This window comes from Pseudonocardia sp. CA-107938, from assembly GCF_050936315.1.
In the GTDB taxonomy this organism is placed as follows: Bacteria; Actinomycetota; Actinomycetes; order Mycobacteriales; family Pseudonocardiaceae; genus Pseudonocardia.
On sequence record NZ_JBNJNA010000001.1, the window covers coordinates 2211742 to 2230682 of the forward strand.

At 72.1% G+C, this 18941-nt stretch carries 14 protein-coding genes; 9 read left to right on the forward strand and 5 right to left on the reverse strand.

The window, feature by feature from the left end:
• The first annotated feature begins 18 nt into the window (after positions 1 to 18).
• Positions 19 to 3942, forward strand: coding sequence for a DNA-directed RNA polymerase subunit beta' (locus ACQEVB_RS11110; RefSeq protein WP_432968536.1), 3924 nt, complete (start codon positions 19 to 21; stop codon positions 3940 to 3942).
• Between the two features lie 149 nt (positions 3943 to 4091).
• On the forward strand, positions 4092 to 5126 hold the full coding sequence (locus ACQEVB_RS11115; protein ID WP_432968539.1) for a MerR family transcriptional regulator: 1035 nt from the start codon (positions 4092 to 4094) through the stop codon (positions 5124 to 5126).
• Here the strand turns inward: ACQEVB_RS11115 and ACQEVB_RS11120 are convergent, their stop codons facing one another.
• The 4 genes from ACQEVB_RS11120 to ACQEVB_RS11135 all read right to left on the reverse strand — a co-directional run bounded on the left by ACQEVB_RS11120 (position 5127) and on the right by ACQEVB_RS11135 (position 9491).
• Positions 5127 to 5744, reverse strand: a complete 618-nt coding sequence (locus ACQEVB_RS11120; RefSeq protein ID WP_432968542.1) for a hypothetical protein — start codon at positions 5742 to 5744, stop codon at positions 5127 to 5129.
• Positions 5745 to 5819: 75 nt separating this feature from the next.
• Entirely contained in the window at positions 5820 to 7736 is a 1917-nt protein-coding gene (locus ACQEVB_RS11125) for an AlkA N-terminal domain-containing protein (protein WP_432968545.1), read from the reverse strand.
• A gap of 31 nt (positions 7737 to 7767) precedes the next feature.
• Entirely contained in the window at positions 7768 to 8724 is a 957-nt protein-coding gene (locus ACQEVB_RS11130) for an aldo/keto reductase (RefSeq protein WP_432968548.1), read from the reverse strand.
• Entirely contained in the window at positions 8721 to 9491 is a 771-nt protein-coding gene (locus ACQEVB_RS11135; RefSeq protein ID WP_432968551.1) for an IclR family transcriptional regulator, read from the reverse strand. The genes ACQEVB_RS11130 and ACQEVB_RS11135 overlap by 4 nt, the downstream gene beginning before the upstream one ends.
• Positions 9492 to 9604: 113 nt before the next feature.
• On the opposite strand from ACQEVB_RS11135, the gene ACQEVB_RS11140 reads away from it, so the two are divergent.
• From ACQEVB_RS11140 to ptsP, 4 genes are all read left to right on the forward strand, one after another.
• A complete protein-coding gene (locus ACQEVB_RS11140) occupies positions 9605 to 10369 on the forward strand; it encodes an MIP/aquaporin family protein (RefSeq protein ID WP_432968554.1) in 765 nt (254 codons plus the stop codon).
• A 10-nt stretch (positions 10370 to 10379) separates the two neighbouring features.
• Positions 10380 to 11375, forward strand: coding sequence for a dihydroxyacetone kinase subunit DhaK (gene dhaK, locus ACQEVB_RS11145; protein ID WP_432968557.1), 996 nt, complete (start codon positions 10380 to 10382; stop codon positions 11373 to 11375).
• 79 nt (positions 11376 to 11454) lie between these two features.
• Entirely contained in the window at positions 11455 to 12108 is a 654-nt protein-coding gene (gene dhaL / locus ACQEVB_RS11150; protein ID WP_432968560.1) for a dihydroxyacetone kinase subunit DhaL, read from the forward strand.
• Positions 12105 to 14570 (forward strand): phosphoenolpyruvate--protein phosphotransferase, encoded by a 2466-nt coding sequence (gene ptsP, locus ACQEVB_RS11155; protein ID WP_432968563.1) that lies wholly within the window; start codon positions 12105 to 12107, stop codon positions 14568 to 14570. The genes dhaL and ptsP overlap by 4 nt, the downstream gene beginning before the upstream one ends.
• 55 nt (positions 14571 to 14625) lie before the next feature.
• Here the strand turns inward: ptsP and ACQEVB_RS11160 are convergent, their stop codons facing one another.
• A complete protein-coding gene (locus ACQEVB_RS11160; protein WP_432968566.1) occupies positions 14626 to 15531 on the reverse strand; it encodes an alpha/beta hydrolase in 906 nt (301 codons plus the stop codon).
• Between the two features lie 406 nt (positions 15532 to 15937).
• On the opposite strand from ACQEVB_RS11160, the gene rpsL reads away from it, so the two are divergent.
• Genes rpsL through fusA form a run of 3 tightly spaced genes read left to right on the forward strand, consistent with a single transcriptional unit; the run spans position 15938 to position 18927 of the window.
• Positions 15938 to 16312 (forward strand): 30S ribosomal protein S12, encoded by a 375-nt coding sequence (gene rpsL, locus ACQEVB_RS11165; protein ID WP_432968569.1) that lies wholly within the window; start codon positions 15938 to 15940, stop codon positions 16310 to 16312.
• A complete protein-coding gene (gene rpsG / locus ACQEVB_RS11170) occupies positions 16312 to 16782 on the forward strand; it encodes a 30S ribosomal protein S7 (protein ID WP_432968571.1) in 471 nt (156 codons plus the stop codon). Before rpsL ends, rpsG begins: the two co-directional genes overlap by 1 nt.
• A 42-nt stretch (positions 16783 to 16824) precedes the next feature.
• Complete coding sequence (gene fusA / locus ACQEVB_RS11175) at positions 16825 to 18927, forward strand: elongation factor G (RefSeq protein ID WP_432968574.1); 2103 nt, start codon at positions 16825 to 16827, stop codon at positions 18925 to 18927.
• The last annotated feature ends 14 nt before the right edge of the window (positions 18928 to 18941 follow it).

Genomic DNA, 18941 nt, shown 5'->3' on the forward strand with positions numbered 1-18941 from the left:
CTTAGAGAAGGACACACTTTGCTCGACGTCAACTTCTTCGACGAGCTTCGTATCGGCCTGGCCACCGCGGAGGACATCCGGCAGTGGTCGCACGGTGAGGTCAAGAAGCCGGAGACCATCAACTACCGCACCCTCAAGCCGGAGAAGGACGGGCTCTTCTGCGAGAAGATCTTCGGTCCCACCCGCGACTGGGAGTGCTACTGCGGCAAGTACAAGCGCGTCCGCTTCAAGGGCATCATCTGCGAGCGCTGCGGCGTCGAGGTCACTCGCGCCAAGGTGCGTCGTGAGCGGATGGGCCACATCGAGCTGGCCGCCCCCGTCACGCACATCTGGTACTTCAAGGGTGTGCCGAGCCGGCTGGGCTACCTGCTCGACCTGGCGCCGAAGGATCTCGAGAAGATCATCTACTTCGCCGCCTACGTGATCACCTCGGTGAACACCGAGCAGCGCCACGAGGACCTGTCCACGCTCGAGAACGAGATGGGCGTGGAGCGCAAGCGGGTCGAGAACCGCCGCGACACCGACGTGGAGGCCCGGGCCCAGAAGCTCGAGGCCGACCTCGCCGAGCTCGAGGCCGAGGGCGCCAAGAGCGACGTCCGCCGCAAGGTCAAGGAGGGCGGCGAGCGCGAGATGCGCCAGCTCCGCGACCGGGCCCAGCGCGAGCTGGACCGGCTCGACGAGATCTGGAGCACCTTCACCAAGCTCGACGTCCAGCAGCTGATCGCCGACGAGTCGATCTACCGGGAGCTCTACGACCGGTACGGCGACTACTTCACCGGCGCCATGGGCGCCGAGGCGATCCAGACCCTGCTGCAGAACTTCGACATCGACGCCGAGGTCGAGTCGCTGCGCGAGACGATCCGCAACGGCAAGGGGCAGAAGAAGCTCCGCGCGCTGAAGCGGCTCAAGGTCGTCGCCGCGTTCCAGGCCACCGGGAACTCGCCGATGGGCATGGTGCTCGACTGCGTGCCGGTCATCCCGCCGGACCTGCGCCCGATGGTGCAGCTCGACGGTGGCCGCTTCGCGACCTCCGACCTGAACGACCTGTACCGCCGGGTCATCAACCGCAACAACCGCCTCAAGCGACTGATCGACCTCGGCGCGCCCGAGATCATCGTCAACAACGAGAAGCGGATGCTGCAGGAGGCCGTCGACGCGCTGTTCGACAACGGTCGCCGTGGCCGTCCGGTCACCGGGCCGGGCAACCGCCCGCTCAAGTCGCTGTCCGACCTGCTCAAGGGCAAGCAGGGCCGGTTCCGCCAGAACCTGCTCGGCAAGCGCGTCGACTACTCGGGCCGTTCGGTCATCGTGGTCGGCCCGCAGCTGAAGCTGCACCAGTGCGGCCTGCCCAAGCAGATGGCGCTGGAGCTGTTCAAGCCGTTCGTCATGAAGCGGCTGGTCGACCTCAACCACGCGCAGAACATCAAGTCCGCGAAGCGCATGGTGGAGCGGGGTCGCTCGCAGGTGTGGGACGTGCTGGAGGAGGTCATCTCCGAGCACCCCGTGCTGCTGAACCGCGCGCCCACGCTGCACCGGCTGGGCATCCAGGCCTTCGAGCCGCAGCTGGTCGAGGGCAAGGCGATCCAGCTGCACCCGCTGGTCTGCGAGGCGTTCAACGCCGACTTCGACGGTGACCAGATGGCGGTGCACCTGCCGCTGTCGGCCGAGGCGCAGTCCGAGGCCCGCGTGCTGATGCTGTCGTCGAACAACATCCTGTCGCCGGCGTCCGGGCGTCCGCTCGCGATGCCGCGGCTGGACATGGTGACGGGTCTGTTCCACCTGACCCGTCAGCGCGACGACGCCGCCGGCAAGGGGCAGGCGTTCTCGTCCGTGTCCGAGGCGATCATGGCCTACGACCGGAAGGTGCTGCACCTGCAGGCGCCGGTGAAGATCCGGCTGGAGGGCGTCGTCCCGCCGGCCGAGGTGTTCCCGAAGCTGAAGGAGGCCGGCTGGTCGCCCGGCGAGCCGTGGACGGCCGAGACCACGCTGGGTCGCGTCCTGTTCAACGAGCTGCTCCCGGCGGACTACCCGTTCGTCAACGAGCCGCTGCCGAAGAAGCGTCAGGCCACGATCATCAACGACCTGGCCGAGCGCTACTCGATGACCGAGGTCGCGCAGGTGCTCGACCGACTCAAGGACGCCGGCTTCTACTGGGCCACCCGGTCCGGGGTCACGATCGCCATCTCCGATGTCGTCGTCCCGCCGAACAAGCAGGACATCCTCGACACGTACGAGGCAAAGGCGTCGCAGGTCGACAAGCGGTACCAGCGCGGTGCGCTCTCCCACCAGGAGCGCAACGACGAGATGGTCAAGATCTGGACCCAGGCGTCCGAAGAGGTCGCCAAGGCCATGGAGGACAACTTCCCCGACGACAACCCGATCCCGACGATCGTGAAGTCGGGCGCGGCGGGCAACATGACCCAGGTCCGGCAGCTCGCCGGTATGCGTGGTCTCGTGGCCAACCCGAAGGGTGAGTACATCCCGCGGCCGATCAAGACCAACTTCCGCGAGGGTCTGAACGTGCTCGAGTACTTCATCTCGACGCACGGCACCCGGAAGGGTCTCGCCGACACCGCGCTGCGGACGGCGGACTCGGGTTACCTGACCCGTCGTCTGGTCGACGTGTCGCAGGACGTCATCGTCCGCGAGACCGACTGCGGCACCGAGCGCAGCATCACGATGCCGGTCACGGAGGAGACGGCCGACGGCCGCCTCATCCCGCACCGCTACATCCGCACCGGGGTGTACGCACGCACGTCCGCCGAGGACGTCGTGGGTCCCGACGGCGAGTTCGTGGTCCAGAAGGGCGACGACCTCGGCGACCCGGCGCTCGACGCGCTGGTCGAGGCGGGTGTCCGCACGATCAAGGTGCGCAGCGCGCTGACCTGCATGTCGGCCACCGGCATCTGCGCGATGTGCTACGGCCGCTCGATGGCCACCGGCAAGCTGGTGGACGTCGGCGAGGCCGTCGGCATCGTGGCCGCGCAGTCCATCGGTGAGCCCGGCACGCAGCTGACGATGCGCACGTTCCACCAGGGTGGCGTCGCCGGCGACGACATCACGACCGGTCTGCCCCGCGTCACGGAGCTGTTCGAGGCTCGCGTGCCGAAGGGCATGGCGCCGATCGCCGACGTCGACGGCCGGATCTCCATCGAGGACGGCGAGCGGTTCTGGAAGATCACCCTCACCCCGGACGACGGGTCCGAGGAGATCGTCTACGACAAGCTGTCCAAGCGGCAGTGGCTCGCGATGACGACGGTCGACGGCCAGGAGCGTCCGCTGGCCGACGGCGACCACGTGCAGGTGGGTCAGCTGCTGCTCGAGGGCACGGCGAACCCGCACGAGGTGCTGCGGGTCATGGGTCCGCGCGAGGTGCAGCTGCACCTGGTGCGTGAGGTGCAGAAGGTGTACCGCACGCAGAGCGTGGACATCCACGACAAGCACATCGAGGTGATCGTCCGGCAGATGCTGCGCCGGGTCACGATCATCGACTCCGGTGCCACGGAGTTCCTGCCGGGTGCGCTGGCGGAGCGGGCCGAGTTCGAGGCCCAGAACCGCCAGGTCGTCGCCGAGGGCGGCGAGCCCGCCTCCGGCCGTCCGGTGCTCATGGGGATCACGAAGGCCTCGCTGGCCACCGAGTCGTGGCTGTCCGCGGCCTCGTTCCAGGAGACCACCCGGATCCTCACCGATGCCGCGATCAACGGAAAGCGCGACAAGCTCGTCGGGCTCAAGGAGAACGTGATCATCGGCAAGCTGATCCCGGCGGGTACGGGCATCAGCCGGTACCGCAACATCCAGGTCCAGCCGACGGAGGAGGCCCGCGCGGCCGCCTACGCGCTGCCGACGTACGACGACGGCTACTACAGCCCCGACGTCTTCGGCACGGGCACCGGCGCTGCCGTCCCGCTGGACGACTACGACTTCGGGCGTGACTACCGCTAGTCGGTAGGCACTCCGGGTCCTGAACGGGGCCGGTCACCTCTCTCCCGTGGAGGTGGTCGGCCCCGTTCGTGTTTCCGGGCTTGACCTGGCCCTCGGGGCCGCCCCGACGGTGGACGTACCGGTCACCCGACCGGTACGAGGAGGGATCCGTGGAGCTGCTCACCACCGGCGCGTTCGCCCGCGAGGCGGGGTTGTCGCGCAAGGCGCTGCGCGTCTACGAGGAGCAGGGCGTGCTCGTCCCGGCTGCTGTCGACGCGCAGTCCGGGTACCGCTACTACGACCGGGCCCAGTTGGGCACGGCGCAGTTGGTGGCCAGGCTGCGGCGGATCGACATGCCGTTGCCGCTGGTCCGCGAGGTGTGCGCGTTGCCGGGGCCAGCCGCTGCGGCGGCGGTCGCGGAGTTCCGCGACGGCATCGCGGAGAGCGCCGCGGAACGGGTGCGCGCAGCGGACCTCCTCGTCGTCGAGCTGTCGGAAGGAACCACCGTGTCGTTCACCCTGCACTGCGGGGCGGCGAGCCACATCGGCTCGGTCCGCACCACCAACGAGGACGTCGCGTACGGCGACGACCGGATCGCGCTCGTCGCCGACGGGCTCGGCGGGCACGTCCGGGGCGAGGAGGCGAGCGCCGCCGTCACGGAGGTGCTCGTGCTGGCGTCGGCCGGCGAACCCGGGATCGACGAGCTGGACGAGCTGATGCGCCGGGCCGACGCTGCCGTCGTCGCGCTGGCGTCGGGCGACCAGCGACCGATGACCACGGTCACCGCGCTGCTGCGCACCCGCGGCCGGTTGGCGCTGCTGCACGTCGGCGACGGCCGGGCGTACCTGCTGCGCGGCGGCGACCTCTCCCGGCTCACCCAGGACCACACGCACGTGCAGAACCTCGTGGACGCCGGCCGCGTCGGCGCGAGCGAGCTGCGGACCCACCCCGACCGCGCGCTGCTCGTGCGCGCGCTCGGCGCAGGGGAGGGGCGCAGCGAGGCCGACATCGCGCTGCGGGCCCCGCTGGCCGGCGACCGGTACCTGCTGTGCACCGACGGTCTGTGGGCTCCGGTGCCGCCCGACGAGATCGCCGAGGCATTGCCCGGTGGCACGCCGGAGGAGGCGGCCGAGCGGCTAGTCGCGCTCGCGCTGCAGCACGGCGGGCCGGACAACGTCGCCGTCGTCGTGGCCGACGTGCACTGATCAGGCGGGTCGCCGCCGGCGCAGGTGGAGCGCGGTCGACCTGGCCACGAGCACGAGGAGCACGCCGAGCAGGTACCCGATGGGGGCGGCCGTGGCGACGACCGTCTCCGTCGGGAGCCCGGTGGGCGTCGCGGTCCCGGCGGGCGGCTGGCCCACCGTGAGGCGGACGGGACCGATCTTCTGCTCGGCGACGGGCATCCCCTTGTCGAGCAGCGCCTGCGCGGCGCGCTCCGCGTCCGCCGCCGACCCGGCCGTGACGGTGAGCGTGATGGATGCGGGCGTCGCCTTGGCGGAGACCGTCGCTCCGGTGACGGGCGAGGTGACCGCCGATGCGAACCCCGAGTCGGACAGGATCGCGGCAGCCGCCTGCGCCGGCGCTCCCTTCTCGACGAACCTCGCCATCCGCTTGTCCCAGCGCGGGCCGCGATCGTCGGGGCCTGGTTGGAAGCGCTCGTCCGGCGCGACCGCGATCACGGCGCGGGCGCGGAACGTGCCCGTGTCCGAGAGCACGCCGGTCGCCACCCTGGCCGCGACCACCGCCAGGAGCGCGCCGACGGCCAGGGCGACGATGGTGCCCACCCAACCCAGGCGCGACTCCACGTTCTCCCCCGACGTCACGACAACGGACGCTAGGAGACCGACCTCTGCGAGGACCTCACATCAGGTAAGGCGCTCGCAAGGCTTTCCCCCTGATCACGAAAACTGGCTGGTGCTGGAGAAGTTGATGCTCACCCGCGGGCCGGACGGGGTGCGCTGCTTCGGGACGCAGTGCTTCCAGTCGCTCTGGCAGCGCCCACCCATCACGACGAGGTCACCGCTGGTGGGGGAGAAGCCCGTGCTCGCCCCGCCGTCGGCGGGCCGGAGCAGGAACCGGCGGGTGGCGCCGAGCGTCAGCACCGGCACGACGCACTCCGGCAGGCGGCAGGTGGCGTGGTCGCGGTGCCAGCCGGTGCTGTCGCGCTCGTCGCGGTAGAGGTTGATCCACAGACCGTCGTACGGCACGCCGTAGTGCGTCGACAGGGCGTCGGCGAGCGCGCGCAGGAACGGCGGCGCCTCGTCGAGCTCGCGGTACTCGGCGGTGAGCCGCGGCTCGTCGACGCGCTTGTCGTACATCCACCGCTGCCGCTGCTCGAACGGGGCGCTCTGCACGATCTGCTGCAGCAGCGCTTCGCCGCCGCTGACCCATCCCCGCACGATCTCCACCCACGACGTGGCGTCGAGGGCGTGCCGGCGAGCGCCGGTGAACGCGTGATCGAGGGCGGGCTCGGGTTCGGGGTCGGCGAAGAGGTCGGGTTGGGTCATGCGGCCTCCTCGACGGCAGCTGCGGCCAGCAGGAGGTGCGCGGCGGCGACAGCGCGCCAGCGCCCGGGATCCGGGCCGAGCCCGGGGCGGGAAGGCGTCGCGGTGGCCCAACCGCAGCGCGACCTGCTGCGCGGCGGCCGGGCCGAGACCGGCTCCGATCAGACCCGCGACCCGGTCGTCCAGTGCGCCTCCCGGCGCGTGCAGGTCGGGGTCGGCGGCCAGCGCGGCAACCACTCGTCCGGCCGGGCCGGGCAGTACGTGGGCGGCGCCGCCAGACAGCGCCGCAGCCGACGGGAACAGGTGGGTGAGCCCGGGCCCAAGCCCGGCTACCGGCTCGCCCAGCTCCTGAACCAGCCGGCTCGTCAGCTCGCGTGCGGCGGCCGGAGCGTGGTGCTCGGCGATCGCGGCCGTGACCGCCACCTCCAACGGGCTCCACGCGCCGGGCATCCGCACCCCGGGACGGGCCCGGAGCTGCGATCCGAACACCGGGTCGGCACCGAGCTGCGCGACCGCCCCCGTGACGTCGACGTCCGCGGCCAGCACGCCGGCGATCCGCTCGACGATGTGGATGAGCCCTTCCCAGTACGGCAGGTGCAGGACCAGCAGCAGGTGCCCGGGGTCGGCCGCGGCCCGCACCTCGACGAGCCCGGGTGCGTCGCCGACGGCGATGGTGCGCCGATAGCCGTCGGGGCCCACCGACTCGACGCCCGGCACCGCCTCGCGGGACAGGAGGGTCAGGACGGCGTCGAGGTCGTACGGTGCGGCGACGGGCAGGCGCAGCGCGAGCCCGCCGTCGGCGACGAGCCGGTCGGCGCGCCGGCGCCGGGCGCGCAGCTCCCGCGGGGTGGCCCGGAAGACGTCCTGCATCGTTCGGTTGAACTGCCGCAGGCTGCCGAAGCCCGACGCGAACGCGATCTCGACGACCTCCAGGTCGGTGTCGTCGAGGAGGCGACGGGCGAAGTGGGCGCGGCGGGAGCGCGCGAACCGGTCGGGCGTCGTGCCGAGGTGCTCGGCGAACATCCGCCGGAGGTGGCGCGCCGACACCCCGATCCGCCGGCCCAGCTCGGCCTCGCCGCTGCCGTCGAGCGCTCCCTCGAGGATCAGCCGCACGGCGCGGCAGACCAGCTCGGGCGCCTGCCACGGCGCGGATCCGACCTCCCGGTACGGCCGGCAGCGCAGGCACGCCCGGTAGCCGGCGGCCTCGGCGGCTGCGGCCGTGGCGTAGCTGCGGACGTTCTCGACGAGCGGTCGCGCACCGCACCCCGGCCGGCAGTAGATGCCGGTGGTCACGACCGCGGAGAACGTCACAGAGGCTGTCTACTACGCGACACCGACAGGATCAGGCCCACGTGCGCCGCGCCCGTGCCGCCCAGTAGTCGTCGGCGTCCTCGGCGTCGGCGAGGAGGTCCTGCAGCACGTCGACGGGGAGCTGGTGCCGGGCGGCCGCGACGTTGCTCCGCACCTGCTCGACGGTGACGGCGCCGGACAGCACTCGCCATGCCCACGGCTGCGCGAGCGCGGCCGCGATGGCGAGCTGGTCGACCGGGACACCGAGCTGCTCGGCCGCTGCGGTGACGGCCTTCACCGCGGGCGCGGCGTCACCGCCGCCGGGGGCGAGGCGTCCGTTGGCCACCGCCTCCTTCACCACGACCAGCGTGCCGGCCGCCGCGGCGTCGGCGAGCGCCGGGCCGACGGAGGGTTCGAGCAGGTTCCAGGTGCACTGGACCGCGGTGAAGAGCGGTGTTCCGTCGACGGTGATGTCGAGGACGCGGCGCACGACCTCTGCCTGGTGCGGTCCCGACGTCGACGCGCCGACGCGCACGCCGGTCCGGCGCAGGTCGGCCAGTGCCCGATGCAGGGCGGGGTCGGTGAGGGCGGCGCTCTCCGGCGTCACGGAGTGCACGTAGTAGATGCCGAGCCGGTCGCCCAGGGTGGCCGCCGTGGCGGCGCGCTGCTCGTGGAACGCGCGGACCGAGTGCTCCTTCCGTTCGTGGACGTCGGCGTCGAGCCGCCATTCGCCCACGTAGCGGTAGCCCCACTTGGAGCCGACCTCGACGTCGTCGATCTCGGGGTGCGCGGCGAGCCACCCGGCGAGGAACTCCTCGGCCCGGCCGTAGGAGCGGGCGGCGTCGAGGTAGCGGACGCCGGCCGCGTAGGCGGCGTCGAGGACGGCGTGGGTGCGTTCGCGCAGGTCGTCGACCGAGCGGCCGGTGCCGAGGTCGCTGCTCCGGCCGGAGGTGATGTAGGCGGGCCGGCCGAGCGCGGCGAGGCCGAGCCCCACCCGGTCGGCGTTCATGCGGTGGCCGGCGGGCTCGCGGGGGCGGGCAGCCCGGCGGGGGCGCCCAGCTCACGGCAGATCGCGCGAGCGGTGGTGCGGAGGGCGTCGAGCGCGGCGGGGTCGAGCGGCCACTCCGTCGCCGGGGTGACCAGGCCGATCGCGCCGGCCACCGCGCCGGTGGCGTCGAACAGCGGGGCCGCAGCGCCGCACTCGCCCAGCACCGCCTCCTCGTTCTCGGTCGCGATGCCGGTGCGACGCACCTCGGTCAGCTGCTCGGCGAACGCGGCGGGGTCGATGACGGTCTCGCCGGTCATCCGCCGGCCCGGTGGGCGTGGCGGGTCGCCGGGCTCGTCGTCGAAGGCCAGCAGTGCCTTGCCCAGCGCACAGGCGTGCGCGGGGATGACGATGCCGACCTCGGGCATCTGTCGGGTGCCGTCGGGGCGCGGCACGTGGTGGACCACGACGACGTCGTCGAAGAGGCGGACCGCCGTACGGACGGCGCACCCGGTGCGGGCCGAGAGGTCCTCGGCCCAGGTGGCCGCGCGGGAGCGCAGCTCCAGGGTGTCGAGGTAGACGTTGCTCATGCGCAGGGTCGCCGGCCCCAGGCGGTACTGCTGGGAGTCGCGTTCCTGCACGACCATCCCGTGCGCGAGCAGCGTGCGGACGATCCCGTGCGTGGTGGACGGCGCGAGGTCCAGCCGCGCGGCCAGCTCGCCCAGGGTCATGCGGCGCGCACCCTGCAGCGTCGTCAGGATCCGTAGGGCACGGTCCACCGACTGGATCACCGATGCTCTCCCCTCGTCGCGGACACCTCTTGTGTCCGGCACCACAGTAGCGTACTTTCCGTTCGCCGTTCGAGATTATCGAATGGCATTCGGGATCCACGCGGAGGTGGACGATGGACGAACCGACGACGCTCCAGCAACTGGCGGCCGAGGTGATCGGTACGGCCCTGCTCGTGTTCGTGGGGGTCGGCGCGGTTCCCGCGACGCTCATGGTGAACGGGGACGCTCCCTTCACCATGGCCGACCTGGGGATGATCTCGCTCGCGTTCGGCACCGTCGTCGTCGCGACCGTGTACGCCCTGGGCCACGTCTCGGGCAACCACATCAACCCGGCGGTCACCGTCGGGCTGGCGGTCACCGGGAAGTTCCCGTGGTCGCGCGTACCCGCCTACATCGCTGCGCAGCTGGTCGGTGCCGTGCTCGGCGCCGGCGCGATCCTGGCCGTGCTCGGCCCGCGCGCGAGCGAGGTCGGGCTGGGCGTCGCCGCGTTCGGGAGCGGCGTCGGCGTGGCGCAGGCCTTCGCGGCGGAGTTCGTCGGGACGTTCGCGCTGGTGTTCGTCGTGTTCGGCGCCGTGCACCGCAAGGCAGCGGCGGGGTTCGCCGGTGTCGCGATCGGCCTCGTCGTCTTCGCGGTCATCATCCCGGTCGCGCCCGCGACGTCGGCGGCCATCAACCCCGCGCGCACCGTCGGTCCGATGATCGTGCAGGCACTGGCGGGCGGTTCGGTGCACTGGGGGCAGCTGCCCGTCTACGTCCTCGCCGAGCTGCTCGGCGGTGCCGCTGCGGCGGTCGCCTACACGGCCGTTTCCCGTACCCCCGCCGACCGTGCAGAAACTACGGTCGACTCGCAGCCGCTGGTCGCCGAGACCGCCGAGTGAGGAGCATTCGATGAAGAAGCTCATCAACCACCCCGCCGACGTGGTGCGCGACGCCCTCGCCGGCATCGCCGCGGCCCACCCGGACCTGACCGTCGATCACGAGCAGCGCTTCGTCCGCCGCGCCGACGCGCCCGTCGCCGGCAAGGTCGGGCTCGTCTCGGGCGGCGGCTCCGGTCACGAGCCACTGCACGCCGGCCTCGTCGGCCACGGCATGCTCGACGCGGCGTGCGCCGGCGAGGTCTTCACCTCGCCGGTGCCCGACCAGATCCTCGCGGCCACCCGCGCGGTCGACGGCGGCGCCGGCGTCCTGCACATCGTGAAGAACTACACCGGTGACGTCCTGAACTTCGAGATGGCGGCGGAGCTGGCCGCCGAGAGCGGCATCGAGGTGGCCTCGGTCGTCGTCGACGACGACGTCGCGGTGCAGGACAGCCTCTACACCGCGGGCCGCCGTGGGGTGGCCGCCACGCTGCTGGTGGAGAAGATCGCCGGCGCCGCGGCGGAGCAGGGCCGATCGCTGGCCGCGGTCGCCGCCCTCGCGCAGCGGGTCGACGACTGCAGCCGCAGCATGGGAGTCGCGCTGACCTCGTGCACCGTGCCGGCCGCGGGCACCCCCACCTTCGACCTGCCGGAGACCGAGATGGAGCTCGGCATCGGCATCCACGGGGAGCCCGGACGGAGCCGGGTGCCGCTCGCCCCTGCGGCGGAGATCGCGCGGCTGCTCGTGGACCCGGTCCTCGCCGACCTGGACCGCGGCGGGGACGACGTGCTCCTGTTCGTCAACGGGCTGGGTGGGACGCCGTCGATCGAGCTGTACGTCATGTACAAGGAGGTCGCCACGCTCCTGGCGAAGGAGGGTGTGCACGTGGCGCGGTCGCTCGTCGGCTCCTACGTCACGAGCCTGGACATGGCGGGCTGCTCGGTCACGCTCCTGCGCCTCGACGACGAGCTGGCGGCGCTGTGGGACGCGCCGGTCCAGACCCCGGCGCTGCGCTGGGGTCGGTGACCGGGATGAGCGAGCGTGCGAGCGAATCATCAGCACAGCGCCTGCGCGAAGCGGCGGCCGAGCGCAGCGAGGCCGTGCGATGAGCGGGGCAGCGGACAAGATCGACGCAGCCGCCGTCGAGCGGTGGCTGCGACGGTTCGCCGAGCTGATCGCCGAGCACGAGTCGGACCTGACCGCGCTGGACGCCGCCATCGGGGACGCCGATCACGGCACGAACATGATGCGCGGGATGCAGGCCGTCGTCGCCGTGCTCGACGGCGGCGCGGCCGAGCAGCCGGCGGATCTGGTGCGTCAGGTCGGCATGACGCTGGTCAGCAAGGTGGGCGGGGCGAGCGGCCCGCTCTACGGCACGTTCTTCCTGCGGATGGCACCCGCGCTGAGCGCTGCGGCCGACGGTGGTTCGTTCGCCGCTGCGCTGCGCGCGGGTCTCAACGGCGTGGTGGCCCGCGGACGGGCCGAGCCGGGCGACAAGACGATGTTCGACGCGCTCGCCCCCGCCTTCGACGCGCTCGACGCGGCGTTGGCCGAGGGCCGTGACCTCGCCGCGGCCCTGCGGGCAGCGGCACAGGCCGCGGACGCGGGCCGCGACGCCACCGGCCCCATGGCCGCGCGCAAGGGCCGGGCCAGCTACCTGGGCGAACGCAGCGTCGGGCACGTCGATCCAGGCGCGACGTCGGCGGCGCTGCTCGTGGCCGCCGCGGCTGCGCTCGTCGACGGTGACGGAGTCGCATGAGCGAGCTTGCGAGCGAATCATGCTCACAGCGCCGCGCGGGACTCGTCGGGCTCGTGGTGGTGTCGCACAGCCAGGCGCTCGCGGACGCGGCGCTGGAGCTGGCGCGCCAGATGCTGCACGGAGCGGACGGCCCGGACGTCGTCGCGGCGGCCGGGTTGGACGACGGCACGCTCGGCACCGACGCCACCCGCATCGCGGGCGCCATCACCAAGGCGGACCGCGGGGCAGGGGTCGTGGTGCTCATGGACATGGGCAGTGCGGTGCTCTCCGCGCAGGTCGCGCTGGAGCTGATAGACCCGGCGCTCGCCGAGCAGGTGGTGCTCTGCTCGGCGCCGCTGGTCGAAGGGCTCGTGGTCGCGGCGGTCACGGCGGCGGGCGGCGCGGCCACTGCCGTGGTGGCCGCCGAGGCCGAGGCGGCGCTCGGGGCCAAGCGCGCTGCCGTCGGCGGGCCGGTGGCGTCCGCGACCCCGGTGGAGGCACCGGCGCAGCCGGCCCGCACGGCCGTCGTCCGGGTGTCCAACGAGCACGGGCTGCACGCACGTCCGGCCGCCCGGCTGGTGCAGACCGTCCACCGCCTCGACGCCGACGTGCGGCTGCGCAACCGGACGACCGGCTCGGACTGGGTGTCGGGGGGAAGTCTCAGCGCCGTCGCCACGCTGGGCGTCCTGCACGACCACGAGCTGGAGATCGAGGCCAGGGGCGACCGCGCCGATCAGGCACTCGCCGAGGTCACGGCGCTGGCGGACCGTGCGTTCGACGAGCAGGGGGGCCGCCCGGTCGGCACCCGAGCGGCGACGACCGGGCCGTTGCCCGCGTCCCCGGGGATCGCGGTCGGCCCGGCGCGGGTCTGGCGCACCGGCTCGCTCGACGTCGCCACGGCCATGGCCGACGACCCCGCGGCCGAACGGGCCCGGCTCGCCGCCGCCCTGTCGGACACGCGTTCCGCCTTGCACGCGCTGCGGGAGCGGGCGCAGCGGGAGCTGGGGACCGCCGAGGCGGACGTGTTCGAGGCGCACCTGCTCCTCCTCGACGATCCCGACCTCGTCGCGCACACCCACGCCCGGCTGGCCGACGGGCTGGCCGCCGAGTCGGCGTGGGCGGAGTCGGTGCGGGCACTGCGGGACCGCTTCGCCGCGCTGCCCGACCCGTACCAGCGGGCGCGCGCAGCGGACGTCACCGACGTCGGCTCGCAGGTGCTGCAGGCCCTCGGCGGCGAGCGCTCCGCACACCTCGATGCGGACGGCGTCGTCGTCACCGGCGAGCTCACCCCGGCCGCGGCCGCCGAGCTGGACCCCGCCCGGGTGGCGGCGGTGGTCCAGGCCTACAGCAGTCCGACGGCGCACAGCGCGATCCTGCTGCGGGCCCGCGGCATCCCGGCCGTCGCCGGTGCCGGGCCCGAGGTCCTCGACCTCGCGGACGGCACCCCGATCGCCGTCGACGGGACGCGCGGTGTGGTCGTGGTCGACCCGACCCCCGACGTGGCCGACGAGTACCGGCAGCGGGCCGCCGCACTCGCGCAGCGTCGACGAGCCGCGCTGCGGACCGGGGCGGCCCCGGCACACACCAAGGACGGGGTGGCCGTGTCGGTCGGCGCGAACGTCGACTCGGTGGCCGCGGCGACCGCGGCGGCCGCGAACGGCGCGGATCTCGCCGGGCTCGTCCGCACCGAGTTCCTGTTCCTCGACCGGACCGCACCACCCGACGTCGACGAGCAGCACGCCGCCTACCGGGCGCTCGCGGACGCCATGAACGGTGCCCGCATCACCCTGCGCACCCTCGACGTCGGCGGCGACAAGCCGCTGCGCTACCTGCCCATGCCCGCGGAGGCGAACCCGTTCCTCGGCGTGCGCGGCATCCGGCTGTCGATGGCGCGTCCCGACGTCTTCGCCGACCAGCTGCGGGCCGTCGTGCGGACCGCCCACGAGACCCCGGTCAGCGTCATGTTCCCGATGGTCACGACCGTCGACGAGCTGCGGTGGGCACGCGAACGGCTCGACGAGGCCGTGCGCGCGGAAGGACGCGGCGCCCCGGCCGGGCTCGAGACCGGCGTCATGATCGAGGTGCCGTCGGCCGCGCTCAAGGCACGAGCGCTCGCTCCCTACGTCGACTTCTTCAGCATCGGCACCAACGACCTCGTCCAGTACGCGATGGCGGCGGAGCGGGGCAGCGCCGCCGTCGCCGCGCTGGCCGACCCGTACGACCCGGGTGTGGCCCAGCTCGTCGCGCACGTGTGCCGGGCGGGCAAGCCGGTCTCGGTGTGCGGCGAGGTCGCGGCCGACGAGGGCGCCGCCGCCCTGCTCGTCGGGCTCGGGGTGCGGCGGCTCAGCGTCGCCGCCCCTGCCGTCCCGACCGTCAAGCAGGCCGTGCGGGAGATCGACAGCGTCGCGGCTGCCCGGCTCGCCGAGGCCGCGTGCGCCGCCGCCTCCGGCGCCGAGGTGCGGGCGCTGCTCGGCTCGTCCTGACCGATCCGGCCAGCGCCCTGGAGCGGGATCGGCTACGGCGAGCTGAACGCCCTGCTCAGCGGTCGGTGACCGGCGCGCAGTCGGCCCGCAGCGCGCCGCCCAGCCGCGCCACGGACGCGTCGGCCTCGGCCAGGGTCCCGGCGTAGAGCACGAAGTCGTGCCACAGCCCGGGCACCCGGTCGTAGGTGTGCGGAGCCCCGGCGGCGGCGAGCCGTTCGACGAGGGCGTCCGCGTCGCCGAGCAGGATCTCGCCCATGGCGGCCAGGACGTGGATCGGCGGCAGCCCGGTGAGGTCGGCGTCGAGCGGACGCAGGTCGGCGGGGTCGGTGTCGCCGCGGTAGTCGGCGGCGGTCTGCTGCAGCCAGGCCGCGTTGAGCAGCGCGTCGGTGTGGTCGTTGGCCTGCAGGGTCGGCGAGGACAGGGTCAGGTCGATCCACGGCGAGATCAGTCCGACCGACCCGGGCAGCTCCTCGCCCTCCTCCCGCAGCCGCAGCAGCAGCGACATGGCCAGCCCGCCGCCCGCGGAATCTCCCGCGACCGCGATGCGTTGTGCATCGTGTCCGGCTGTGCGCAGCGCGCGGTAGGCGGCGAGTGCGTCGTCGACGGCGGCCGGGTGCGGGTGTTCGGGTGTCAAGCGGTACTCGGGCACGTGCACCGGAGCACCGATGGCCCGTCCCAGATGGGCGATCACCCCGCGGTGCGAACGGGCGGACCCCACGGAGTAGCCACCGCCGTGGAGGAAGAGCAGCTGGTGCGGGCCGACCGCGCCGGGCACGGTCACCCGCTCGGTGGGCACCCCGCCGAGCTCGCCGCGGACGCGGCGGGTGCCGGGTGGTGACGGCAGTGCGTACCCGGTGACGTCGATCAGGCGCCGCCGGACCGAGACGGGGAGGCGGGGGTCCAGCATGGGAGATACGACGAACCGGGTGACCACCCGGGCGACCTGCATCGGTACGCGCACGTCCGGACACTAACGGGCCGCACCACGATCACGTCACAGGCGGCGAGCGGGTGTTCTGCCGCGGTGAACGGGCGCGTCCCCTTGCGGGTGAACGGGTGGTGCGGCACCCTGGCCGTACCGACCACGCGGAGCCGGGACCCGTTTTGACCCCCTTCCGGAGGGGCGGGTACCCTTGTGTCTTGCGCCTGACTGCGGTCGGGCCGATCTGTGTGCGCCTCGCGCATCCCTACGGATGTGTCGAGCGCAGGCAGACCCCGAAGGTTCTCTCGTGAGGTCCCCCGATCTCTGGAGTGCGGACCCCACCGGGGTGACGACACGCCCGACCTCGGGGGACGACTCCGGGATCGGACCACCCAAGCACCACAGAGCAGCAGCAGTACGCCGACGGGAAGAAGTAGACGGTTACATGCCCACCATCTCTCAGCTTGTCCGCAAGGGCCGGCAGGACAAGCCCACCAAGGTCAAGACCAAGGCGCTTGCCGGTAGCCCGCAGCGACGCGGCGTCTGCACGCGCGTGTACACCACCACGCCGCGCAAGCCGAACTCCGCGCTGCGCAAGGTCGCCCGCGTCAAGCTGAGCAGTGGCATCGAGGTCACCGCCTACATCCCGGGTGAGGGCCACAACCTGCAGGAGCACTCGATCGTCCTGGTGAAGGGCGGCGGCCCGCGCGACCTGCCGGGCGTGCGGTACCGCATCCTGCGCGGCGCGCTCGACACCCAGGCCGTGAAGAACCGCAAGCAGGCCCGCAGCAAGTACGGGGCGAAGAAGGAGAAGAGCTGATGCCTCGCAAGGGCCCCGCACCCAAGCGTCCGCTGGTGTCCGACCCGGTCTACGGGTCGCCGCTGGTCACGCAGCTGGTCAACAAGGTGCTCAAGGACGGCAAGCGGTCGCTCGCGGAGCGCATCGTGTACGCCGCCCTCGAGGGCACCCGGGAGAAGACGGGCACCGACCCGGTCGTCACCCTGAAGCGCGCCATGGACAACGTGAAGCCCGCGCTCGAGGTCAAGAGCCGCCGCGTCGGTGGCGCGACCTACCAGGTGCCGGTCGAGGTGCGCGTGCCGCGCCAGACCACCCTCGCGCTGCGCTGGATCGTCAGCTACTCGAGCCAGCGCCGCGAGAAGACGATGACCGAGCGGCTCATGAACGAGCTGCTCGACGCGAGCAACGGCCTCGGCGCCAGCGTCAAGCGGCGCGAGGACACGCACAAGATGGCGGAGTCCAACAAGGCCTTCGCCCACTACCGCTGGTGATTCGGCCGACCGTCGATCGCCAATTGAGGGAGAGCTGAAGCAGTGGCAGCACAGGACGTGCTGACGGACCTGACGAAGGTCCGCAACATCGGCATCATGGCGCACATCGACGCCGGTAAGACCACCACCACCGAGCGGATCCTGTACTACACCGGGATCAACTACAAGATCGGTGAGGTGCACGACGGCGCCGCCACCATGGACTGGATGGAGGAGGAGCAGAAGCGCGGCATCACGATCACGTCGGCCGCGACCACCTGCTTCTGGAAAGACCACCAGATCAACATCATCGACACCCCCGGGCACGTCGACTTCACCGTCGAGGTGGAGCGCAACCTGCGGGTGCTCGACGGCGCCGTCGCGGTCTTCGACGGCAAGGAGGGCGTCGAGCCCCAGTCCGAGCAGGTCTGGCGGCAGGCGACCAAGTACGACGTCCCGCGCATCTGCTTCGTCAACAAGATGGACAAGCTCGGCGCGGACTTCTACTTCACCGTGTCCACGATCAAGGACCGGCTCGGCGCCACGCCGCTGCCGATCCAGCTGCCGATCGGCTCGGAGAACGACTTCATCGGCGTGATCGACCTGGTCCGCATGAAGGCGCTCACCTGGCGTGGTGAGGTCCAGAAGGGCGAGGACTACACGATCGAGGAGATCCCGGCCGAGCTGAAGGACAAGGCGGACGAGTACCGCCTGGCCCTCGTCGAGGCCGTCGCCGAGACCGACGACGAGCTCATGGAGCTCTACCTCGGCGGCGAGGAGCTCACCGAGTCGCAGCTCAAGCACGGCATCCGCGAGATCGTCCGCACCCGCGCCGCCTACCCCGTCCTGTGCGGGTCGGCGTTCAAGAACAAGGGCGTCCAGCCCATGCTCGACGCGGTCATCGACTACCTCCCGGCGCCGTCGGACCTGCCGCCCGTCGAGGGCACGCTGCAGGACGGGGAGACCCCGGCCTTCCGCAAGCCCGAGAAGGACGAGCCGTTCTCCGCGCTGGCGTTCAAGATCGCTGCGCACCCGTTCTTCGGCAAGCTCACCTACATCCGGGTGTACTCGGGTCGGGTCGCTGCTGGTTCCCAGGTCATCAACTCGACCAAGGACCGCAAGGAGCGCATCGGGAAGATCTTCCAGATGCACGCCAACAAGGAGAACCCGGTCGACGAGGCCCTGGTCGGTCACATCTACGCGGTGATCGGCCTGAAGGACACGACCACGGGCGAGACGCTCTGCGACCCGCAGGCGCCGATCGTGCTCGAGTCGATGACCTTCCCGGCGCCGGTCATCCAGGTGGCGGTCGAGCCGAAGACCAAGGCCGACCAGGAGAAGCTGGGCGTCGCGATCCAGCGCCTCGCCGAGGAGGACCCGACGTTCCAGGTCTCCAACGACGAGGAGACCGGGCAGACGATCCTCGCCGGTATGGGCGAGCTGCACCTCGAGGTGCTCGTCAACCGGATGAAGAGCGACTACAAGGTCGAGGCCAACATCGGCAAGCCGCAGGTGGCCTACCGCGAGACCATCCGCAAGACGGTCGAGAAGCACGAGCTCACGTACAAGAAGCAGACCGGTGGTTCGGGCCAGTTCGCCCGCGTCATCGTGAAGCTGGAGCCGCTCCACAGCGAGGACGGCGCCGAGTACGAGTTCGAGAACAAGGTCACCGGTGGCCGGGTGCCGCGGGAGTACATCCCGTCGGTCGACGCCGGCGCCCAGGACGCCATGCAGTACGGCGTGCTGGCGGGCTACCCGCTGACCGCGATCAAGTTCACGCTGCTCGACGGTGCCTACCACGAGGTCGACTCCTCCGAGATGGCGTTCAAGATCGCCGGCTCGATGGCCCTCAAGGAGGCTGCGAAGAAGGCCGACCCGGCCATCCTCGAGCCGATGATGGCCGTCGAGGTCACCACACCCGAGGACTACATGGGTGACGTGATCGGCGACCTGAACTCCCGCCGCGGGCAGATCCAGGCCATGGAGGAGCGGGCGGGCGCCCGCGTCGTCAAGGCACTGGTGCCGCTCTCCGAGATGTTCGGCTACGTCGGCGACCTGCGGTCGCGGACCCAGGGCCGGGCCAACTACACGATGGTCTTCGACTCCTACGCGGAGGTTCCGGCCAGCGTGTCCAAGGAGATCATCGCGAAGGCGACGGGCGAGTAATCGCCTGGAGTCGG

What these genes read in the sequence shown, in the direction of transcription:
- dhaK (WP_432968557.1), top strand. Translation starts at nt 10,380, where the DNA reads ATGAAGAAGCTCATCAACCACCCCGCCGACGTGGTGCGCGACGCCCTC.
- rpsL (WP_432968569.1), top strand. Translation starts at nt 15,938, where the DNA reads ATGCCCACCATCTCTCAGCTTGTCCGCAAGGGCCGGCAGGACAAGCCC.
- ACQEVB_RS11130 (WP_432968548.1), bottom strand. Translation starts at nt 8,724, where the DNA reads ATGAACGCCGACCGGGTGGGGCTCGGCCTCGCCGCGCTCGGCCGGCCC.
- ACQEVB_RS11140 (WP_432968554.1), top strand. Translation starts at nt 9,605, where the DNA reads ATGGACGAACCGACGACGCTCCAGCAACTGGCGGCCGAGGTGATCGGT.
- dhaL (WP_432968560.1), top strand. Translation starts at nt 11,455, where the DNA reads ATGAGCGGGGCAGCGGACAAGATCGACGCAGCCGCCGTCGAGCGGTGG.
- rpsG (WP_432968571.1), top strand. Translation starts at nt 16,312, where the DNA reads ATGCCTCGCAAGGGCCCCGCACCCAAGCGTCCGCTGGTGTCCGACCCG.
- ptsP (WP_432968563.1), top strand. Translation starts at nt 12,105, where the DNA reads ATGAGCGAGCTTGCGAGCGAATCATGCTCACAGCGCCGCGCGGGACTC.